The following is an 18,660-nucleotide window of genomic DNA, read 5'->3' on the forward strand; positions in this document are numbered from 1 at the left end:
GCGATGAGTTGCGCAGCCGTCGCCGCCGATCCTGGCCCGCTGCGCCAGGAGAGATGTTCGTGCGCGGGGGCTTCAACGGCTGGGGTACCACCCACCCTTTGCGCCACCGGGGCGGTGGTGTCTACCAGGCCGATGTGCTGGTCGCCCCGGGCAATCATGGCTTCAAGCTGGGCAGCGCCGATTGGGGCCGCGAGTGGACAGCGGCGGCCGCTACGCCACGTGCGCCGGTCGCAGCCGGTGCCACCGTACCGCTGGCAACGCATGCCGGGCCGGAAGCGACGCTCTTCGTGCGCAGCACCGCTACCTACCGCTTCACGCTCGACGCCAGCCGCCCCGCAGCGCCCACGCTACGCGTCGAGCGCCTGGCCGTCCCCAGCGGCACGGCAGCCATCGACCCGCATGCGGGCCATGCGCGCGTGGCAACGCTCAGCTACCCCACCTTCGACGGCAAGCGCGAGAGCGCGCGCTTTCGCTGCTGGACCCCGAAGCCCAGCTGCGCACCTACGTGCACTCGACGACCTTGAATCTGCGGGACCCGCTGCCGCAGCACACGCGCTACAGCGAAGCCGCCGGTCAAGCCTATACGCGCAGCGGCAACCTGGCCTTCGACGCCCTGTTCGCGCTGGCGTCCAGCGAGATGCGCCAGGACGCGGTCAGCCATATCCGCGACGGCAACTACAAGGGCGGGGAGCCGATTCCCTGCGCCTGCTTCGAGACCGGCGAGCAGTGGCATTACGTGTGGACGCGCGACCTGTCGTATGCGGCCGACCTGTCGCTGGCCATGTTCGATCCGGCGCGCGTGCGCAATTCGCTGCTGTTCAAGCTCGCGCCCTACCGTGCCGGCGTGCCGAAGGCGCCGCAGGTGGCGGGTACGAAAGATGGCCTGCAGATCGTGCAGGACACGGGCAGCGGCGGCAGCTGGCCGGTCAGCACCGACCGCGTCACCTGGGCCTTTGCCGCCGATGCGACCCTGCGCCAGTTGCCGCCCGCCGAGCGCAGTGTTTTTGCGCGCCAGGCGCTGGCTGCGCTCACCAACACGATCGAAAACGACCGCCTTGCCGTCTTCGACCCGATTGACGGCCTGTATCGGGGCGAAGCATCCTTCCTCGACTGGCGCGACCAGAGCTACGCCGCCTGGATCGTCGATGACCTGGCGGCGATGGCGAGCAGCAAGGCGCTGTCGACCAATGTCGCGCACTACGCGGCCCTGGGGCTGGCCGCGCGCCTGGCAGGCGAGGCCGGCGACAAGGAGCGCGCCACGCGCTACACGGCCTGGGCGCTTGCGTTGAAAAAGGCGATCAATGCGCGTCTCTGGCTGGCTGATGCCGGCATGTACAGCAGCCTCACCGCCGGCCACGTCGACGGCGCGGCCCTGCACAAATTCGATTGGCTCGGCCAGGCATTGGCGATCGTCACGGGCGTGGCTGACGCTAACCAAACGCGCAGCATCCTGGCGCACTACCCGCACGGCCCGATGGGCGCGCCCGTGATCTGGCCGCAGCAGCCGGGCATGCCTGTCTACCACAACCGGGCTTTATGGCCGTTCGTGACGGCCTACGGCTTGCGCGCGGCGGCGATCGGCCGCAACGATGCCGTGGCCGATGCCGCCTACGATACGCTGATGCGCGGCGCGGCACTCAACATGTCGAACATGGAGAACCTCGAGTGGCTGACTGGCCAGCCACTGCTGCTCGACGAACGGCACCCGGAGCTTACCGGCCCCGTCATCAATTCGCGCCGCCAGCTATGGTCGGTCGGCGCCTACCTCGGCATGGTCGTGAACAACGTCTTTGGCGTGACGGCGCAGGACGAGGGCATTGCGCTGCGCCCCTTCGTCACCGCCAGGCTGCGGCGCGAAACCTTCGGCAATACCGACCAGCTGACCCTGCACGACCTGCGCCTGCGCGGCAAGCGCCTGGGCGTGCGCCTGCTGCTGCCCGCGGCCAGCCAGGGTCGGGCTACCATCCCGTCGAACGGGTGCTGCTGAACGGCGCGCAGGTCGCCGGCACGATTCCCCGGGCGCAGCTTCAGGATGGCGACATGATCGAAGTGGCGCTGGGCGCGGTGGTCCAGGGCGACAGCGGCATCCGCCGCGTCGATGCGGACCCGTATGCCGAGTCGCCCGCTGTGTTCGGCCCGCGCGAGCCCCGCATCGACAGCACGAACAGGACGCTGGCCATGCACGGCTGCGCTTCAAGGCGGGCGACGACAAGGAAGTCGTCTACAAGGTTTACCGGGATGGCGAACTGGTGGCCGCGCAGCTGACGGCCGGCAGCTGGCGCGACCCGCAAGCCCATCCGTACGCCTGCTACGCGGTCGAGGCGCAGTTCGCCGGCTCCGGCAACCGCAGCCATCACAGCCAGCCGCAGTGCGCCGGGCCGGTCAGCGAGATCGCCGTGCTTGACGCGCGCGTGTCCTCGAACGTGAAGCTTGCCGCGGTCAAGGGCGCGCCCTATCTCGCTGGCTGGGGCGCACCGGCCGACCGCTTCGACCTGCGCGACCTGCGCATCGACGCCGCCGGCGACTATCGGATCCAGCTGCGCTATCGGAACGAGGCCAACCAGATCAATCTCGGCATCAGCGCCGGCGTCAAATGGCTGAGCGTGGAAGACGGCAAGGGCCGCACGGTGGCGCAAGGCGTGATAACGCTGCCGCACACCCGTCCCGACGGCCCGGCCGGGCTGTCGACACCATTGTCCGCGCGCCTGCAGCCCGGCAGCTACCGTATCCGCCTGCGCGATTTTTATAACATGAGCTACCTGGAGAGCAATGCCAGCTTCAGCGGCGCCGGCGGCAGCGGCGGTCCGTCGAACCGCTTCGACCTTTATGGCATCCGTGTGCAGCGCGTGGAGTGATCAGAAGGCGCCCCTCCCGGTTTTGAACCAGGCCGTCCGTCGGTCGGCGCATGCCGCCCTCACTGTTAACGAACATGAGGCAGGTTGCAGGCTGCCAGCTCAGCCGAGGCAAAACCGTTTTTTCATCGTCCCGGCTTCTGCCGCCTTGTAAGTAAGGAAGCACAGGAGCGCAAAAGAGAGCAGTATTGGCCACCAACTCCAAAGCAGTATTGCTGCATACGGGCTGACGGACCCTGTTATCGCACCCCACACCATTGCAGTGTTCCTCCATGCTCTGGAAGGAATGACGACCCACAACTCGCCGCAGCTTCGACACCTCAAAGAGTTCTGAAAGACGCTAGCGAAAACAATCCCAAGTATCGGCAGCGTCGGCTTTTTACATCTTTCACATTGCTTGGCCATGGTTGAATTCGCTAGTGCTTTGCCAGTTCTTCGAGTTCGGAGGCCCGCTCGCTTCGTGCCGTCACCTCGCACTCGGCTGCAAACATACGCGCCGAGGTGCCGCCATCGGGATCGTAATAGAACCGACAGTTCGCTTCAGTGTATTTGCCCCAAAGACGCTGTGCTTCAAGCAGTTGCTTCTTGCGCTCTCCCTTGAGGGACCCCATCAAGTTTCGATAGGCTGTGTTCAAACGCTTGTCTTGACGGGCATATTCCCCCGAAATGCACTCGAGCACTGCCGGGTCTACGGCGCCCGCCCTATCGATGCACTGCCCGTATTCTTTTGTTCGCGGTGCATTCTCTGCCCCATACGACAACGAGCTCGCGAAAAGCAGCAATGAAGCCAATCCGATTTTTGTCACGTCGGCACCTGTGGGTGAGGAGAAACTGCGCTGTAATGAACGACCATTGTTGGCCGAATGCAGAAGTTCAGAATTGCTCAGTGTACGGTGTTGTGGCTATCAAGACGAACGCGAGGTTTTGTCAGGCGCTTTTAATGCCGCGGGACGGCCGCAGGCCAACCGATCCGCCCCGCCCGCCGCAGGCTGGCCTTGACGACCATGCGGTGGAAGGGCGCGATCACGAAGAGATAGACGCGTCCCAGCAGGTTATGGCAGTGCACGACCGTGGAAACGGTAAGCTGGGGCGTAGCGCTGCCCGAACACAGCACCGACACGCGAAAGTCGAGGTGCCGGTCGTCCTCGCCGACCACGATCTCCGTGTCGCTCGTGCTGTAGACCTTGAAGATGCCGACCCTGCCCGCCCGCGCAGTGCTCTCCAGCGTGGCCAGATGCTTACCGGTCTTTAGCCCGAGCCTGCCGACGATCGTGTCGCGGATACGCATGAGCATACCGACCCAGGCCGGCTGCTGCGCGAAGAGGAAGCGCGCTAGCACATCCGGATCGCGCGCTGCACCCTGCGGCAGGCGGATCGAAAAAGCATCGGCGAGATGTACCGTCTCGTAGACCCCGGTGACACCAGACTGCGCAGGGAGCGGAACCGCGGCAACGGCGGTGGCGAGGGCAAATTCACTGGACATGCGCACTCCTTGGGATGGCAGGGTCAACGCGAAAAACTTGGCTTTTTTGCAAATAGGATTATGGGCCCCGGCTGTGCTATGCGTCAATGAGTGGTCGGGCTAGCGCTGTGTAATGCGCTGTCCCATGCGCGATCGGGGTATGCGGGAAAGCGATTGGCTACCGCTAGCGCTGGCCTATCAACACTTCGCAACTTTCCCAAGTAGCAACAGCTTCCGCTAAACTGGTCGCCCGAGGAACGTCTGCGATCGGCTAAGAATCGACATGAATGGATCAGTCATTCGTGCACCGATGGAAGAATGGGAGCCGGCCTATGCCGTCGCTTTCCCGTACGCGCCGATTACCAAACACCATTACCAGAAAAGACAAGCATATGTGGAATTGGGCAGTCGATAGGGGCTATGCACCGCCCTGGTTATGGAAAGCAGCTCCCCTGATCCTGCTCATCGTAGTCTCCTTCAGTCTACCGACATTGCTGGAGCAGGGTTACCGCCCTTTCATGGAGATGGGGTCCGTTCAAGGCAGACTCAGTCATGTCGACATTACAAAGTGTAATTCCTACAAGGGGCAGACCTCATGGACCCCACTGGTGAGCTATGAATACACCCTTCCATCAGGGAAATATACAGGGGTTAGGTTTTCCATCGAGCGGGTCTGCGCTTCCCGGGAGCGACTGGAACAGGACATGCGCCACCTCGAGCCAGGTCAGCCCATTACCGTGTTCTACAACAAAAGCCATCCCCGCTTTGCAATGTTGAAGAAGCCAGGGTCACTGTTGTCGATGTATCTTTACCAGTCGCTCCTTGGGTTGGGCGCCATCCTTATTCTTTGGAACAGCATCCGACTGACACGGGAACGAGCACTCCCGTAGCAAGTCGCCGAGAAAAACAAAGCGTGCTTTGCAAATATGCGGCCCCTGATGAGTACACGCTGCAGCTACAGCTCGACTTGAGCTTCTTCTTTCGGCGCTAGCTGTTACGACCTGCGAGCTTAAGGTCCGCAATGGGTCCAGGCTGTGTAAAAACGCAAAGTCGGCGGCATGGCGACGACACTCGACCTCTCAAAACGCCCGCTACGGCGCTTTCTCGATGCCGGGAATGGTGAAGAGACCCCTGAAAACACACGGATCTCGCGTTTTTACACAGCCTGGGTCGTAAGCGAACGTACGCCGGGGCAAGTCTTCTCCTAAAATTTCCTTCCAAACAACATATCCGGTACACTGACCGCTTGACGAACGTCTGCGATCGGCCAAGAGCGGACCTAAGGGGACACGATGGAATGGCAGCCAATCTCAGAAGCGTCCCTGTGGGATGCGATCATCGGTGCGGAAGGACGGATGAATCCCCAAGTGTTTCGCTTTTGGGAAGCTATCAAAATATTATCGCCTGAAAAGTGGAGTGAAGAAAGGTATGGCTCGGTTGGGGGAGGTTTTTGGGTCGTGGCCATCATGGGTAACCGTGTACTTTGGTTCAACGATATTGAGGACGGGTTTAACTGGTCGTCGTATGTCGTCTGGGGACGTCTCGCTGAGTACTTTTGCAATCAAGATGAGCTCGAACTGGCTGTTCAGAAGGGGTTGAATATTTTCGAATAGGCCGTTGCCAAAGTACTTCCCAAGCGGTGGTGGCAGTGCACGCGAAGAGCTAAGGTGAAGGTCCGCTCCGGGTCGGGAGCTGCCTGTCGCGACAGGCAGAAAACGGCTAGAAGCAATGTGATGGACTTTCTCCTCCCCCGAAGGGTCAGTCGGTCTTAATGCGTTGGCTACATACACTTCAATCACTGGATTTCCGAATGGCAGTTGAATCCGTACGTAAGATCTTTTGGCTTCTCTTATTTCTGGAGGCAATCCTCATACTTATAAGTGATCATGTAGCGCTAAAACATCTGCGGGTTACCCAATTCGGAGAACGTGGAAATGAAGAGATATTAAATAATCTGCTTCGATCCTTAAATCTAGGAATTGTAATAATTTACGCTTCTGCTATTGCAACTTCAATTAGAATCAAAAGTTTGCTTGGAAGCGAACCGTTGCCAAGTAGGCTAAAAAATCTGAGTATAGCCGTCGTATGGCCGGTTATTGTGTTTTTGTTCTATGGTTATCTGATCGGTTACTCCGCGAGCTAAAAATTGATCACAGATTCCTGTTGTTCCAGTAACGACTACACCATACACTGAGCCAATCTGAACGTCGGCAATAGGCCAGGAGCGGTCCTTCAACGGCCAAGGTCTAAAGGGGCAAATGAAGACTTTCATCTTGGAAAAGACCGATCAGGTCCGCTGGTACACCAATATGCGCGACGTGTTCGAAGCCGCCAACATTGCGCCGCAAGACTATGACTGGTACGTCAGCGACATCGAAACAAACTGGAGGCCACCGGGCTTTGAGCCGGATGATCAATGGTTCACCGGCGACGAACTCGCAGCCTTCCTTCATGCCCATGAGATCCAGTTCATCTGGGCAGTGTTTAGTGCAGTACCGAAGGGGTTTCGTCCGATACCTGCTCTGGCACCATACGTCGAGGACAATCCACGGTATTGGGACGGTACGGAACCGGAACCGCAGTTAGAAGGCGCTTTGTTCGAAATCGCATGCTGGGACAGTAGTGGAACGATTCTGATCAACCTGCCCGCACAGGTCATCGATTCGTTCGTGACCCGTTATCCAAACACCAAGCCGTTGGCAACCGCGCGTTCCTGATGGATGCCGCTACGTCCGCTTCGGGTCGGTAGCTGCCGGTCGCTATAGGCTCGTTTTCGCGTCCGCGAAAATGCAGGAACTTCCAGGCGACAACTTATCCATTAGACTGAGCGCGACCGAACGGCCGAAATCGGCCAGAAACGGTCGTTCACATACCAACCCCGACTGTCAAATGTTCAAATTCTTCAAGCAAAAATCTGCCATAGAAGGCAATAAGCTGTATCGCATAACATTGCATGTCGGGCGGGGCACGAACACCGAGATGCCCGCTAACTTGATTGGGGCATATGTTCCAGTTTTCGTAGGTGCTGATGGTCATGAGGCCGCAGCGTTTAAGGCAGTGGCGGAAGTAAGAAGTCGTGGTTTTAGCTTCATTGACATTGCCGATGGTCAAATTCACGAACTTGACCCGTATCGGTGGGACGCCTTCGTCATGGAGGCTTGGACGGATTTTGCTACGGAGTTTCCAACGCAGGCAAAGGTGATCGAGGCATTACGAACCAACTTCGTTTTCATCGGCCCGTACGCATCATATGAGGCGCAAACGCCCTAGATGCGATAGGTAACGTCGACTGTCGAAGGTCCGCAATGGGTCTATTGTGTTGAAAAAGTCGCCAAGCAACTTTTCTGACCTGTTTTCGGCCGGTTAAGAGTCCAACCAGCTGGCGTTCGTTGAACAGGCGCGGTTTTGTGTAGCCGAGGTAACGCTCTTTCGTGGACGGAAGGCAAGCGCTCCGAGTTTTTCAACACAATAGGTCGATAGCGGACTTTCGTAGCGGCACTGCAGGCATTGAGATGGCGGCCCCGTTCTCAACCGGACTGATGCGATGGCCCAAGCACTTCTCCCTGAAGTCCTTTGGTCGCTATAGCAGCTCATCTTCCCAAGCACTATCGATCTGCCGAAGGCGGGCGGCCGCGCGTCGATGGCTCCACCGTTTTTGCCGACTTTGCATCCGCTTTGAGCGTCGACCCGACATTCATCAGGCGTTCCTTTCGCTAGCCTGCACGTGGCCTTCCCTCATCGTCACGGACACTTCCGTTAGGCGCATTTTAGATTTTCAAACTGTACCGGGCTGATGTAGCCGATAGTGGAATGACGCCGGCGTGGATTGTAGAACCTTTCGATATAGTCGAACACGTCAGCGCGTAAATCATCTCGGGTCCGGTAGTGCTTTTTGCTCAGGCGCTCGGTCTTGAGCGTCGAGAAGAAGCTTTCCATTGCAGCGTTGTCCCAGCAGTTGCCACGACGGCTCATGCTGCAAACGATGCCGTGAGACTCGAGCAAGCGCTGAAAGTCTTCGCTGGTGTATTGGGAGCCTTGGTCGGAATGATGCAGCACTGCCCGAGGACGGCCACGACGGAAAACAGCCATCAGCAGGGCATCCATTACCAGCTGTGCCGTCATTGTCGGTTGCATCGACCAGCCCACTACACGCCGCGAGTACAGGTCGAGGACAACAGCGACAAACAGCCAGCCTTCGCCAGTCCATACATAGGTAAAGTCAGCTGCCCATTTCTGGTTCGGGCCTGTCGCTTCAAACTGCCGGTCCAGCAAGTTGGGCGCAATGGCGTGGATCGGCGCGTCAAGCTGACCTGGTGCACGGCGACGCTTATGCCGAGCCTTGATGCCAGCTGCTTTCATCAGCCGTGCTACGCGATTCTCGCTGCAAGCGAAGCCAGCATCGATAAGGTCTCGCACTACGCGCGGCGAACCATATGTGCCATCGCTGGCTTCGTAGCTATGCTTGATGGCCTTGAGCAGCTGCGCATTCTCGCGTTCGTGCGCACTCACTGGCCGGCCGAACCAGTCGTAAAAGCCGCTGCTCGATACGCCGAGTAGACGACACATCGTCCGCGTCGGCCAGATGGTTCGATATTTGGCGATGAAGCCGTACTTCACTTGAGGTCGGCTGCGAAGTAGCCGAGCGCCTTTTTTAAGATGTCGCGCTCCGTCTTGACCTTGGCCAGCTCGCGCCGCATGCGCTCATATTCCTGGCTTGAGACCTTCTCGCTCCCGCCTGTGACCTCTGCATCCACGTTGGCGTCTCTGCACCACCGTCCCAGCAGGTTCGCGCCAATGCCCAGGTCTCGCGCAATTGCCGCCTTGCTCGCACCAGGCTGGCCTACCAGCTTGACTGCCTCTCGCTTGAACTCTTCTGAAAACAACCGTCTTTCACGTGCCATGTAATACCTCCGATAGGGACATCATACCTATCGAAAGTGTCCGAGCTGGTGGGGGAAGGCCAGTTCGTGGTCCATGCGATGAGTGCAGTAGATCAAATCACCAAGTATAACGCTGATTGCCGTTTGGAAACTAATCCAATGACCCTCGCGCACGGAACATGTGATCTGTAGAGCGAGTGACTAGCTCGGTGTCCGCTGTGGGTCGGGAGCAGCCGTACACTGAACGGCCGAAAACGGCTACAAGCAGACCTGGCGAACTCCGGTCGATAGCCAAATCGCAAACAGATCGAAAAGCGTCGTGGCCAGCAGATGGTGTACTTGCATCCATGCTGGCGTGGTGAAGCCGGCGTCTGCAGAAAAACGCAAAAAGCGAGACAATGCCCGATTACGTCTTGCGTTATGTCCGCATCGGTCTCTACCATGTCCTCTTCTACTGCTACCCTGGCCCGCCCGGGCATCAACCCGGCGCCGCTCGGCGTCTCCCTCTTGCTCATCGCACTGGGCAGCTGGTACCTCGGCCAGGCCGTCGATGGTCGCCACGCCGCGCTGTTCGTCGTTGGCGCCCTGCTCGGCCTGTCGCTCTACCACGCGGCCTTCGGCTTCACCTCGACCTGGCGTGTCTTCATCGCCGACGGCCGCGGCGACGGCCTGCGCGCGCAGATGCTGATGCTGGCCGTCGGCGTGATGCTGTTCTTTCCGGCGCTCGCCAATGGCAGCCTGTTCGGCACGCCTGTCACCGGGCTGGTCTCGCCCGCGGGCACCTCGGTGATCGTCGGCGCCTTCATCTTCGGCATCGGCATGCAGCTGGGCGGCGGCTGCGCCTCCGGCACGCTCTATACGGTCGGCGGCGGCAGCACGCGCATGGTCGTGACCCTGGCCGCCTTCATCACCGGCTCCGTGATCGCTACCGCCTACATGCCCTTCTGGACGTCGCTGCCGCAGCTGCAGCCGATTTCCCTCGTTACCACGCTTGGCCTGGCGCCGGCGCTGGCCCTCAACCTTGCCGTGTTCGCGCTGATCGCGGGCATCACGGTCGTCGTCGAGAAGCGCCGCCATGGCCGCCTGGTCGCGTCAAGCGCGCAGCCGCTGTCCTCGCCCTGGCTGCGCGGCCCCTGGCCGCTGGTGGCGGGCGCCCTGGCGCTGGTGCTGCTCAATTTCGCCACGCTGGCGCTGTCCGGCCGTCCCCGGGGCGTGACCTCGGCGTTTGCGCTGTGGGGCGCCAAGGGGGCGTCGCTGCTGGGTGTCGACGTCGCCAGCTGGGCCTACTGGACCAAGCCGGCGAATGCCGCCGCGCTGGCGGCGCCCGTGACCCGCGACGTGACTTCGGTGATGAACATCGGCATCGTGCTCGGCGCGATGCTGGCGGCCGCCCTGGCCGGGCGCTACGCGCCGGTGTGGCGCCTGCCGCTGCGTTCCCTCGCCGCCGCCATCGTCGGCGGCCTGCTGCTGGGCTTTGGCGCGCGCCTGGCCTATGGCTGCAATATCGGGGCCTACTTCAGCGGCATCCTGTCGGGTAGCTTGCACGGCTGGCTGTGGCTGGTGGCTGCCTTCGTCGGCAACGTGCTCGGTACCCGCCTGCGCCCGCTGTTCGGCCTGGAAGTCGAGCGGGTGAAGCCGAGCGCCTGCTGAAGGCGCGGCGCGGCTAGGCGAGGCGCGCGCCTGCTGGTGCCCGCTCGCCGTCTGGCGCCGCCTCAGGCACGGGCACGGGTTTCAGCAGGCGCAGCCTGCCCTCCACCACGCGGAATTCGAGCGGCATGTCCATGCGCGTGACTTCGCCGTCGGTGGCGACCTTGATGCGCCGTCGCGGCGACAGCGCCGCGTGGCGCACGCGCAGGCGCTTGAAAGAGAAGGCGACCACGTTCTCGGCATCGCCCAGGCGCCCGAGCGCGCCGCGCACCAGCAGGCCGAGCATGCCGAACTTGCCGACCACGCGTGGTGCGATCGCCGCCAGTTCGCCCTCCTCGACCGCCTCGGTCAGCGGCTCCATGCCGACCTGCTCCATCTGCAGCCGGTTGTTACCGACAAACAGGGTGGCCGTGCGCAGCTTGCGCGTATGGCCCTCGGTTTCGAGCTCGATGCGCAGCGGCCGGTGGCGTCCGAGCGCGGTCTTCAGCGCGGAGAGGATCGCCACCACGCGGCTGCGGCCATACTGGCGCTTGTCGTGTTCGCGCGCCTCGAGCAATTGCGGATAGAGGCCGACGCTGGCGTTGACGAGGAAGATGCGGTCGTTGACCATGCCGACCTGCACCGGCGTGACGCGCGCGTCCAGCAGCGCGCACGGCGTCGGCCAGGTCTTCGGGGATGCCGTGGGTGCGGCCGAAATAATTGAAGGTCCCCTGCGGCAGCACGCCGAACAGGCAGCCCTGCAGCACCGCCTGGTGCGCCACCGCATTGATGGTGCCGTCGCCGCCGGCGGCGACCAGCACGCCTTCGTGCTCCTTCGCCTGGTTCGCCACGCGGCGCGCGATGTCGCCGATCTGGCTGGCGTCGCGCACGATCTCGAGGTGGCAGGTGCGTCCCGCGGCGCCGAGCACGTCGCGGATGGTCGAGCAGCGCAGCTCGGTTTCGGAATGGCCGGAACCGGCATTCAAGACGACGTAGAAGGCGGCGTTCGGCCCTGGTTCGGCGGTTGACATGGAATGACGCGGCTTTCGGAATGATCGACCTGACAACATCCTAGCATGCTGTCGCGTCGGGGCGGCGCACGCTGGTCCGGGCCTGCCCGGGGCGGATCTATTCGTCTCTCGTCGGCCAGTGGTCGGGATCCTGCAACAGCTGATACATCACGTAGGCGTCGACATAGCCCAGGCGCTTGTGGCGAAACGCCTTGGGCAGCGTGCCGACGATCGAGAAGCCGAGCTTCTTCCACAGCATCACGGCCGCCGTGTTGGTGCTGACGACGTAGTTGAACTGCATTGCCAGGTAGCCCTGGCGGCGCGCCTCCCCCAGGCTGTGCTCGCCGAGCAGGCGCCCCACGCCCACGCCCCGGGCGGCGGGACTGACCATGTACGAGGCATTGGCCACGTGGGCGCCGCGGCCGATCTGGTTCGGCACCACGCGGTACATCCCGAGCACGCGTTCGCCCAGCGCGGCCACGCGCGTGGTGACGCCGGCACCGAGCCAGTAAGCCTGCGCCCCTTCGGGCGAGGTGTCGTGCTCGAATGGATAGGTCTCGCCGCCGGCGACATGGGCCTGGAAGATGGTCCACATGGCGTCGAAGTCGGCGCTGGTAGCGGGGCGGATCTGGAGTTCTTTCACGGCGTGGACAAGACTTGTGGGAGTACGAAGTTGTCTGGAAGGGCGTCGTCGATCAAAAACGGTCGGGCACCAAGGGGACCGGGAATTCTAGCACCGTGCCTTGAGGGCTCAGCGCGCCATTCGAAAATCGACCGCATCCGGGCGGCCCGGCAGGCGCAGCGTGGAACGCGCGGGCGCCGCTTCCGCGACGATGGCGCCGCGCCGCACTACCGCACGGCGCGCGGCGCGCAGGCGGATCGCCTCGACCGGATCGCCGGCAGCCAGCAGCACGAAATCGGCGTAACAGCCGGGCGCCAGGCCATAGCCTTCGAGTCCGAGGATGCGCGCGGGCGTGTCCGTGATGGCCATGAAACACTGGCGCATCGCCGCCTGTCCCGTCATCTGCGCCACGTGCAGGCCCATGTGGGCTACTTCGAGCATGTCGCCGGAACCGAGGCCGTACCAGGGATCCATCACACAGTCGTGGCCGAAAGCGACGTCGACGCCGGCGGCCAGCAACTCCGGCACGCGCGTCATGCCGCGCCGTTTCGGATAGGTGTCGGCGCGCCCCTGCAGGGTGATGTTGATCAGGGGGTTGGCAATCGCCGCCACGCCGGACTCGCGCATCAGCGGCAGCAGCTTGCTGACATAGTAGTTGTCCATCGAGTGCATCGAGGTCAGGTGCGAGCCCGCCACCCTGCCCTGCAATCCGAGGCGCCAGGTTTCATGCGCCAGCGTTTCGATGTGGCGCGAGAGCGGATCGTCGGTCTCGTCGCAGTGCATGTCCACGCGCAGGCCCTGCTCGGCTGCGTACTCGCACAGCAGGCGCACCGATTCCGCCCCTTGCGCCATCGTGCGCTCGAAATGCGGGATGCCGCCGACCACGTCCACGCCCATCCTGATCGCGCGCTTGAGGTTCTCGAAGGCGCCGGGGCTGCGCAGCAGGCCATCCTGGGGGAAGGCCACCAGCTGCAGGTCGATATACCGTGCGACGCGGCGGCGCACCTCCAGCAGGGCCTCGACCGCCAGCAGGCGCTCGTCGCAGATATCCACGTGGGTACGGATCGCCAGCAGGCCGCGCGCCACCGCCCAGTCGCAATAGCGCATGGCCCGCTCGACCAGGGCTTCCTGCGCCAGCTGGGGCTTCAGTTCGCCCCACAGCGCGATTCCCTCGAGCAGCGTGCCGGACTCGTTGACGCGCGGCAGGCCATAGCTGAGGGTGGCATCCATGTGGAAGTGCGCGTCGACGAAGGGCGGCGTGACCAGGTCGCCGGCGGCGTCGATTTCGCGCCGCCCGGTGACGGCCAGTACGGGGCCGACGGCGGCAATGCGCTCGCCCTCGACGGCGATGTCGATCCCGCGGCGACCGTCGGGCAGGCTGGCGTTGCGAATGACGAGATCCATCGGGGCTCCTTTTCGAGTCTGCCATTGTAGCGAGTTCGCTTCCGCGTGGATGCTGTTTGCCGTGTCATTTTGTAACAGTGCTGCATTGCAATATTTCCCACATGCCACAGTGACAAATTCTCCTTTCCAAGGCTGACTGTCAAGGCTACACTAGGATTTGTTGCAGTGCGCCATAACCGAACGAATAAGGAATTCCAATGACTTCACTTCCAGAACAGTTCTTCGCAGCACGACAGACCCAGCTCGACCATGGATTCAAGCTGATGCGCAGTTTCAGCGAACAGGCGCTCGACCGCACCAGCCGGGTGCTGACGCTGCAGATCGATGCCTCGCGCGCCGCCGTCGAACAGTCTTCCACCGCCATGCGCCAGCTGCTGGCGGTGCGCGATCCGCGCGACCTGCTGACGCTCGGTAGCCAGTCGCAGCAACAACTGCGCACCCTGTTCGATTTCAGCCGCGAGCTCTTCAGCATCGCCATCACGCCGTATGCCACGCCGCTGCGCAGCTATGCCGTGAACGCGCCGACATCGGCCACCCCGGCGGCCACGAAACCGCGCCGTTGCAGGACAGCGCGGACAGTGCCAAGCAGGCCGCGGCCGAGGCTTTCGAGCGCATCGGCGGCGATACCGCGTCGGTCGCGGCTGCGGCCACCGCTGCCGCCGTGTCGGAGAGCGCGTCGCCTGGCGCGTCGCATGGCGCGTCGCATGGTGCACCAACCCCGGCGCATGCGGAAGCGGCCGTGCAGTCTTCGTCCGACTTCGTCCTGCCGACCGAGACTGCCCCGCAGCAGGCTGCGGAAGTCGTCACCTCCGTCATCGCCCCCGATGCCGAACCGACGCCGATCGCCAAGGCCACGGTCGAAGCGCTCGAGGTGCCGCTCGCTCCCCCGCACCCGCTTGCGGCCAGCGTGCCGGTCGAAGTGGCCGTCGAAATCGAGCTGCCGAGAATCGAACCCGTGGTGGCCGCGCCGCCATCACCCGCACACGACAGGTCCCGTCGAAACGCGCGGCACCAAGGGTCGCAGGAAGCAGACCTGAGGTACCCATGCGGGCGCGCGCCGAGGCGCGCTGCGGCCGTCGGGCAAAGAAAGTAGACTAGCGGGCTTCGGCCCGCTTTCTTTTTTCGGGCCTCACGCAAGGAATACCGATGAGTCTCGCTCGCTTGGTGGGCGGCTTCGTGCTGCGCCACTGGAAAGCCTACGCGTCCTCGGCCGTCATGCTGGCCGGGGTAGCGGTGTGCACGGTCTGGATCCCGCGCAAGGTCGGCGCCATGGTCGATGGCCTGGCCGCGCACCGCCTGTCCAGCCACGAGCTGACCGTGCAGATCCTGCAGCTGCTCGCGCTCGGCGTGGCGATCTACCTGCTGCGCGTGGGCTGGCGCATCCGCCTGTATTCGGCCGCCTACCGCCTCGGCGTGGAGCTGCGCATGCGCCTGTATGCGCGCCTGTCGGCCCAGGGGTCCGGCCTTCTACCAGAAGCAGCGCACCGGCGACCTGATGGCACTGGCCACCAACGACATCGATGCCATCGAGATGGCGGCCGGCGAAGCGATGCTGGCCGCGTTCGACGGCACGCTGACGCTGGTGATGGTGCTGGGCGTGATGCTGCTCGGCGTCGACTGGCGCCTGGGACTGGTCGCGCTGCTGCCCTTCCCCTTCATGGCCCTGGCCTTCTGGTACATCTCGCGCCACATCCACACCGCCGAAACCGATTCCCTGAAGCGCTTCTCGAACCTCAACGACCATGTGCAGGAATCGCTGTCCGGCGTACGCACGCTGCGCGCCCTCGGCCTGGAGGCGCGCAGCGCCAGCCAGTTCGCGGAGCTGGCCGGCCACGCCTCGAACGCCAGCCTGAACGCGCAGAAATGGGAAGCGGCCTACGAGCCGGCCGTCGGCCTGGCCCTGACGGCGGCCACCACCCTGACGCTGGGCGTGGGCGGCTACCTCGTGCTGCAAAATGAATTGACCATCGGCGCGCTGACCAGCTTTTCGATGTACCGCCAGCCAGCTGATCTGGCCGATGTTCGCGGCCGGCTGGGTGCTGTCGCTGATCGAACGCGGACGCGCCGGCCTGGCGCGATTGCAGCCGATGTTAGACGCGCCGCTGACAGTGGTCGACGAAGGCACCCGCGAGCGCATCGAGGACGGTCCGCTCGTGCTGCGCGAGGTCCGTTTCGCCTATGGCGGAATGGACGCGAACATGGCGCGCCCCGCGCTGGACGGCGTCTCGGTGACGCTCCGCCCGGGCATGACCACGGGCCTGGTGGGACCGACCGGTGCCGGCAAGTCGACCCTGCTGCGGGTGCTGCTGCGCCAGGCCACGCCGCAGGCGGGCAGCGTGACCCGGGCGGGCACGCGCTGGAAGACTACCGTCTGGCGGCCCTGCGCGCGGCCACCAGCTGGGTGCCGCAGGAATCCTTCCTGTTTTCGGCCACCATCGCCGAGAACATCGCCCTGGCGCGGCCGGGCGCGAGCCGGCTGGAAATCGAGGAGGCGGCCGGCATGGCGGCCATCCACGACGACATCCTGCGCTTCCCGCAAGGCTATGACACACCGGTCGGCGAAAAGGGCATCACGCTCTCGGGCGGGCAGCGCCAGCGCGTGGCGATCGCCCGTTCGCTGCTGGCCGACAGCTCGCTGCTGCTGCTCGACGACGCCTTGTCGGCCGTCGACACCGGCACCGAGACACGCATCCTCGAGCACCTGGCCGAGCTGCGCGCCTCGCGCCCGGAGCTGATGGCGATCATCGCCAGCCACCGCCTGTCGGCCGTCGTCAACGCCGACCTGATCGTGGTGCTGAAGGATGGCCGCATCGCCGAATCGGGCGACCACGACACCCTGCTGCAACTGGACGGCTGGTATGCCAGCCAGTGGCGCTACCAGCAACTGGAGGCCAGCCTTGACGCCACCTGATACCACTATTAAAGCCGGGCGCGCCCAGGCCACCCGCGCCGCCGCCCTGCTGCGCCGTGCCGCCTGGCCGGACCGCCGCCAGCTGGCCTGGGCGACCTTGTGGCTGATCCTCGCCGCTGCGCTCGAGGTGCTCGGCCCCATCCTCGGCAAGGCCCTGATCGACGACTACCTGATTCCCCGTCACGCCGACTGGACGCGCATGGCCCTGCTGCTGGGCGGCGCCCTGCTCTCGGGCTGGGCGGCGTCCTGGCTGCGCTATCTGCAGCTGGTACGCCTGTCCGGCATGGCGATGCGCTCGGTGCAGCGCCTGCGCGAGTGGGTGTACGGGCACGTGCTGCGTTTGCCGATGGCGTTTTTCGACCGGGCGATTACCGGCCAGCTGGTCAGCCGCGTCACCAACGACACCGAGGCCGTCAAGAAGCTCTACATCCAGGTGCTGTTCGTCCTGCTCGATTCCACCATTGTCCTGATTGGCACCTCGATTGCGATGGCCTGGCTCGACTGGCGCCTGATGCTGATCGTGCTGGCGCTGCTGCCGGCGGTGCTGGCCATCGTCTGGCTCTACCAGCGCATGTCGGCGCCGGCCGTCACGCGTGCGCGCAGCCTGCGCAGCGACATCAACGGCCAGATGGCCGAATCGATCGGCGGCATGACGGTGCTCCAGTCGAGCAATGCCGCGAACCGCTTCGGCGAGCGCTTCAGCGTCACCAACGAGGCGCACTACAAGGCGCGCATCAAGGAACTCACCGCCAACGCCCTGCTGCTGCGCCCGGCGCTCGACCTGCTCAATGTGATCCTGCTGGCGGTGGTGATCTTCAGCTTCGGCCAGCGCCAGATCGGCGCGGTGGAAGTCGGCGTGCTGTATGCCTTCATCAGCTACATCGCGCGCGTGGTCGAGCCGCTCATCCAGATCACCATGCAGTTCAGCGGCCTGCAGCAGGCGGTGGTGGCAACCGCACGCGTCGCCGCGCTGCTCGACGAACCCGGCGCCGCCGAACACACGAGGGAAAAAGCCCCACGCGGGGTGGCCGAGCCCTCCCGCGCGGCCCATCCCGGCGCCCCGGCCGTGCGCGTGCGCGGCCTGAGCTTTGCCTACGTTCCCGGCCAGAACGTCCTGCACGAGGTCTCGCTCGACATCCCGCAAGGCGCCTTCTTCGGCATCGTCGGCCACACCGGCAGCGGCAAGTCGACCCTGCTGTCGCTGCTGCTGCGCTACTACCCGGCCGAGCATGGCCGCATCGAGATCTGCGGCGAGCCGATCGCGGGCATCGACAACGAGGCCTTCCGCAACGAGGTCGGCCTGGTACCGCAGGATCCCTTCATCCTGGCCGCCTCGGCGCGCGAAAACATCGACATGGGCCGTGGGTTGCCGCAGGCGCGTATCGAGGCAGCCGCGCGCGGGCCCATGCGCACGACTTCATCGCCGACCTGGAACAGGGCTACGACACCTCGCTCGGCGAAGGCGGCTCGCGCCTGTCCTCGGGCCAGAAGCAGCTGATCGCGATCGCGCGCGCACTGGCGGGCGAACCGCGCATCCTGCTGCTCGACGAGGCGACCTCGCGCATCGACAGCGCCACCGAGCAGATCGTGCAGCAGGCGCTCGACGAACTGCGCGGCAAAGTCACGATCATCGCCATCGCCCACCGGCTCTCGACCATCCGCGACGCCGACCGCATCGTGGTGCTGAACCACGGCCGCATCAGCGAGGCGGGCAGCCACGACGAACTGATGGGCATCGAAGGCGGCTTGTACCAGCGCTTGTATTTGCTACAACAACTTGCAGTGTGAAACGGGACCGGGACGGGCTGTAACGATATTTGAACGCCAACATTGACATTCCTGCGTCGTATTTTTGCGATATCGCATTGAAAAAACGGATGTTTCTGTGTTGCA

General features: G+C 63.6%; 16 protein-coding genes and 4 pseudogenes. 13 read left to right on the forward strand and 7 right to left on the reverse strand.

The annotated features are described in order from the left end of the window. The first annotated feature begins 59 nt into the window (after positions 1-59). Genes G4G28_RS26835 through G4G28_RS26850 form a run of 4 tightly spaced genes read left to right on the forward strand, consistent with a single transcriptional unit; the run spans position 60 to position 2,855 of the window. Complete coding sequence (locus G4G28_RS26835) at positions 60-524, forward strand: hypothetical protein (protein ID WP_229507741.1); 465 nt, start codon at positions 60-62, stop codon at positions 522-524. Then, positions 521-1,987: a hypothetical protein gene (locus tag G4G28_RS26840; RefSeq protein ID WP_229507742.1), complete on the forward strand. Its 1,467-nt coding sequence runs from the start codon at positions 521-523 to the stop codon at positions 1,985-1,987. The genes G4G28_RS26835 and G4G28_RS26840 overlap by 4 nt, the downstream gene beginning before the upstream one ends. Beyond that, positions 1,978-2,265: a hypothetical protein gene (locus G4G28_RS26845; protein ID WP_229507743.1), complete on the forward strand. Its 288-nt coding sequence runs from the start codon at positions 1,978-1,980 to the stop codon at positions 2,263-2,265. Before G4G28_RS26840 ends, G4G28_RS26845 begins: the two co-directional genes overlap by 10 nt. Beyond that, positions 2,250-2,855 (forward strand): hypothetical protein, encoded by a 606-nt coding sequence (locus G4G28_RS26850; RefSeq protein ID WP_229507744.1) that lies wholly within the window; start codon positions 2,250-2,252, stop codon positions 2,853-2,855. Before G4G28_RS26845 ends, G4G28_RS26850 begins: the two co-directional genes overlap by 16 nt. Positions 2,856-3,268: 413 nt before the next feature. On the opposite strand, the gene G4G28_RS20250 is transcribed toward G4G28_RS26850, so the two are convergent. After that, positions 3,269-3,658, reverse strand: coding sequence for a lysozyme inhibitor LprI family protein (locus G4G28_RS20250; protein WP_182989673.1), 390 nt, complete (start codon positions 3,656-3,658; stop codon positions 3,269-3,271). A 131-nt stretch (positions 3,659-3,789) separates the two neighbouring features. Next, entirely contained in the window at positions 3,790-4,335 is a 546-nt protein-coding gene (locus G4G28_RS20255) for a DUF2867 domain-containing protein (protein ID WP_182989674.1), read from the reverse strand. A 371-nt stretch (positions 4,336-4,706) separates the two neighbouring features. On the opposite strand from G4G28_RS20255, the gene G4G28_RS29450 reads away from it, so the two are divergent. From G4G28_RS29450 to G4G28_RS20275, 4 genes are all read left to right on the forward strand, one after another. Continuing rightward, positions 4,707-5,204 (forward strand): DUF3592 domain-containing protein, encoded by a 498-nt coding sequence (locus G4G28_RS29450; protein ID WP_374011333.1) that lies wholly within the window; start codon positions 4,707-4,709, stop codon positions 5,202-5,204. 402 nt (positions 5,205-5,606) lie between these two features. Then, complete coding sequence (locus tag G4G28_RS20265; RefSeq protein WP_202033688.1) at positions 5,607-5,927, forward strand: hypothetical protein; 321 nt, start codon at positions 5,607-5,609, stop codon at positions 5,925-5,927. 660 nt (positions 5,928-6,587) lie between these two features. Beyond that, a complete protein-coding gene (locus G4G28_RS20270) occupies positions 6,588-7,031 on the forward strand; it encodes a hypothetical protein (RefSeq protein ID WP_202033859.1) in 444 nt (147 codons plus the stop codon). Positions 7,032-7,203: 172 nt separating this feature from the next. Then, positions 7,204-7,584 (forward strand): hypothetical protein, encoded by a 381-nt coding sequence (locus tag G4G28_RS20275; RefSeq protein WP_182989677.1) that lies wholly within the window; start codon positions 7,204-7,206, stop codon positions 7,582-7,584. 486 nt (positions 7,585-8,070) lie between these two features. On the opposite strand, the gene G4G28_RS20285 is transcribed toward G4G28_RS20275, so the two are convergent. Further along, positions 8,071-9,215, reverse strand: a protein-coding gene (locus G4G28_RS20285; protein WP_182989678.1) for an IS3 family transposase whose coding sequence is annotated in 2 segments (ribosomal slippage) — positions 8,071-8,957 and positions 8,957-9,215 — 1,146 coding nt in all. Because the reading frame shifts where the segments join, the coding sequence is not laid out codon by codon here. Between the two features lie 420 nt (positions 9,216-9,635). Here G4G28_RS20285 and G4G28_RS20290 point away from each other — a divergent pair. Beyond that, a complete protein-coding gene (locus G4G28_RS20290; RefSeq protein ID WP_183107758.1) occupies positions 9,636-10,844 on the forward strand; it encodes a YeeE/YedE family protein in 1,209 nt (402 codons plus the stop codon). 13 nt (positions 10,845-10,857) lie between these two features. Here the strand turns inward: G4G28_RS20290 and G4G28_RS26855 are convergent, their stop codons facing one another. The 4 genes and pseudogenes from G4G28_RS26855 to G4G28_RS20305 form a co-directional block, all read right to left on the reverse strand. Next, complete coding sequence (locus G4G28_RS26855; protein WP_229508130.1) at positions 10,858-11,451, reverse strand: diacylglycerol kinase family protein; 594 nt, start codon at positions 11,449-11,451, stop codon at positions 10,858-10,860. 79 nt (positions 11,452-11,530) lie between these two features. Continuing rightward, positions 11,531-11,890, reverse strand: a pseudogene (locus G4G28_RS26860) (diacylglycerol kinase family protein); the annotation flags it as partial. Between the two features lie 58 nt (positions 11,891-11,948). Further along, the gene (locus G4G28_RS20300; protein ID WP_202033860.1) at positions 11,949-12,473 is read right to left on the reverse strand and encodes a GNAT family N-acetyltransferase; all 525 of its coding nucleotides are present in this window, start codon (positions 12,471-12,473) and stop codon (positions 11,949-11,951) included. Between the two features lie 108 nt (positions 12,474-12,581). After that, positions 12,582-13,856: an amidohydrolase family protein gene (locus G4G28_RS20305; RefSeq protein WP_183107759.1), complete on the reverse strand. Its 1,275-nt coding sequence runs from the start codon at positions 13,854-13,856 to the stop codon at positions 12,582-12,584. A gap of 263 nt (positions 13,857-14,119) precedes the next feature. Here G4G28_RS20305 and G4G28_RS29455 point away from each other — a divergent pair. From G4G28_RS29455 to G4G28_RS20320, 4 genes and pseudogenes are all read left to right on the forward strand, one after another. Next, positions 14,120-14,272 (forward strand): annotated as a pseudogene (locus G4G28_RS29455) (phasin family protein); the annotation flags it as partial. Positions 14,273-14,415: 143 nt separating this feature from the next. Then, positions 14,416-14,949 carry a hypothetical protein gene (locus G4G28_RS26870; RefSeq protein WP_229507745.1) on the forward strand — a complete coding sequence of 178 codons (534 nt, stop codon included), beginning with the start codon at positions 14,416-14,418 and terminating at the stop codon, positions 14,947-14,949. A 53-nt stretch (positions 14,950-15,002) separates the two neighbouring features. Beyond that, positions 15,003-16,767, forward strand: a pseudogene (locus tag G4G28_RS20315) (ABC transporter ATP-binding protein). A gap of 127 nt (positions 16,768-16,894) precedes the next feature. Then, positions 16,895-18,555 (forward strand): annotated as a pseudogene (locus G4G28_RS20320) (ABC transporter ATP-binding protein). Positions 18,556-18,660: the final 105 nt, after the last annotated feature.

It is taken from the genome of Massilia sp. Dwa41.01b, from assembly GCF_014171775.1.
GTDB lineage: Bacteria > Pseudomonadota > Gammaproteobacteria > Burkholderiales > Burkholderiaceae_D > Telluria.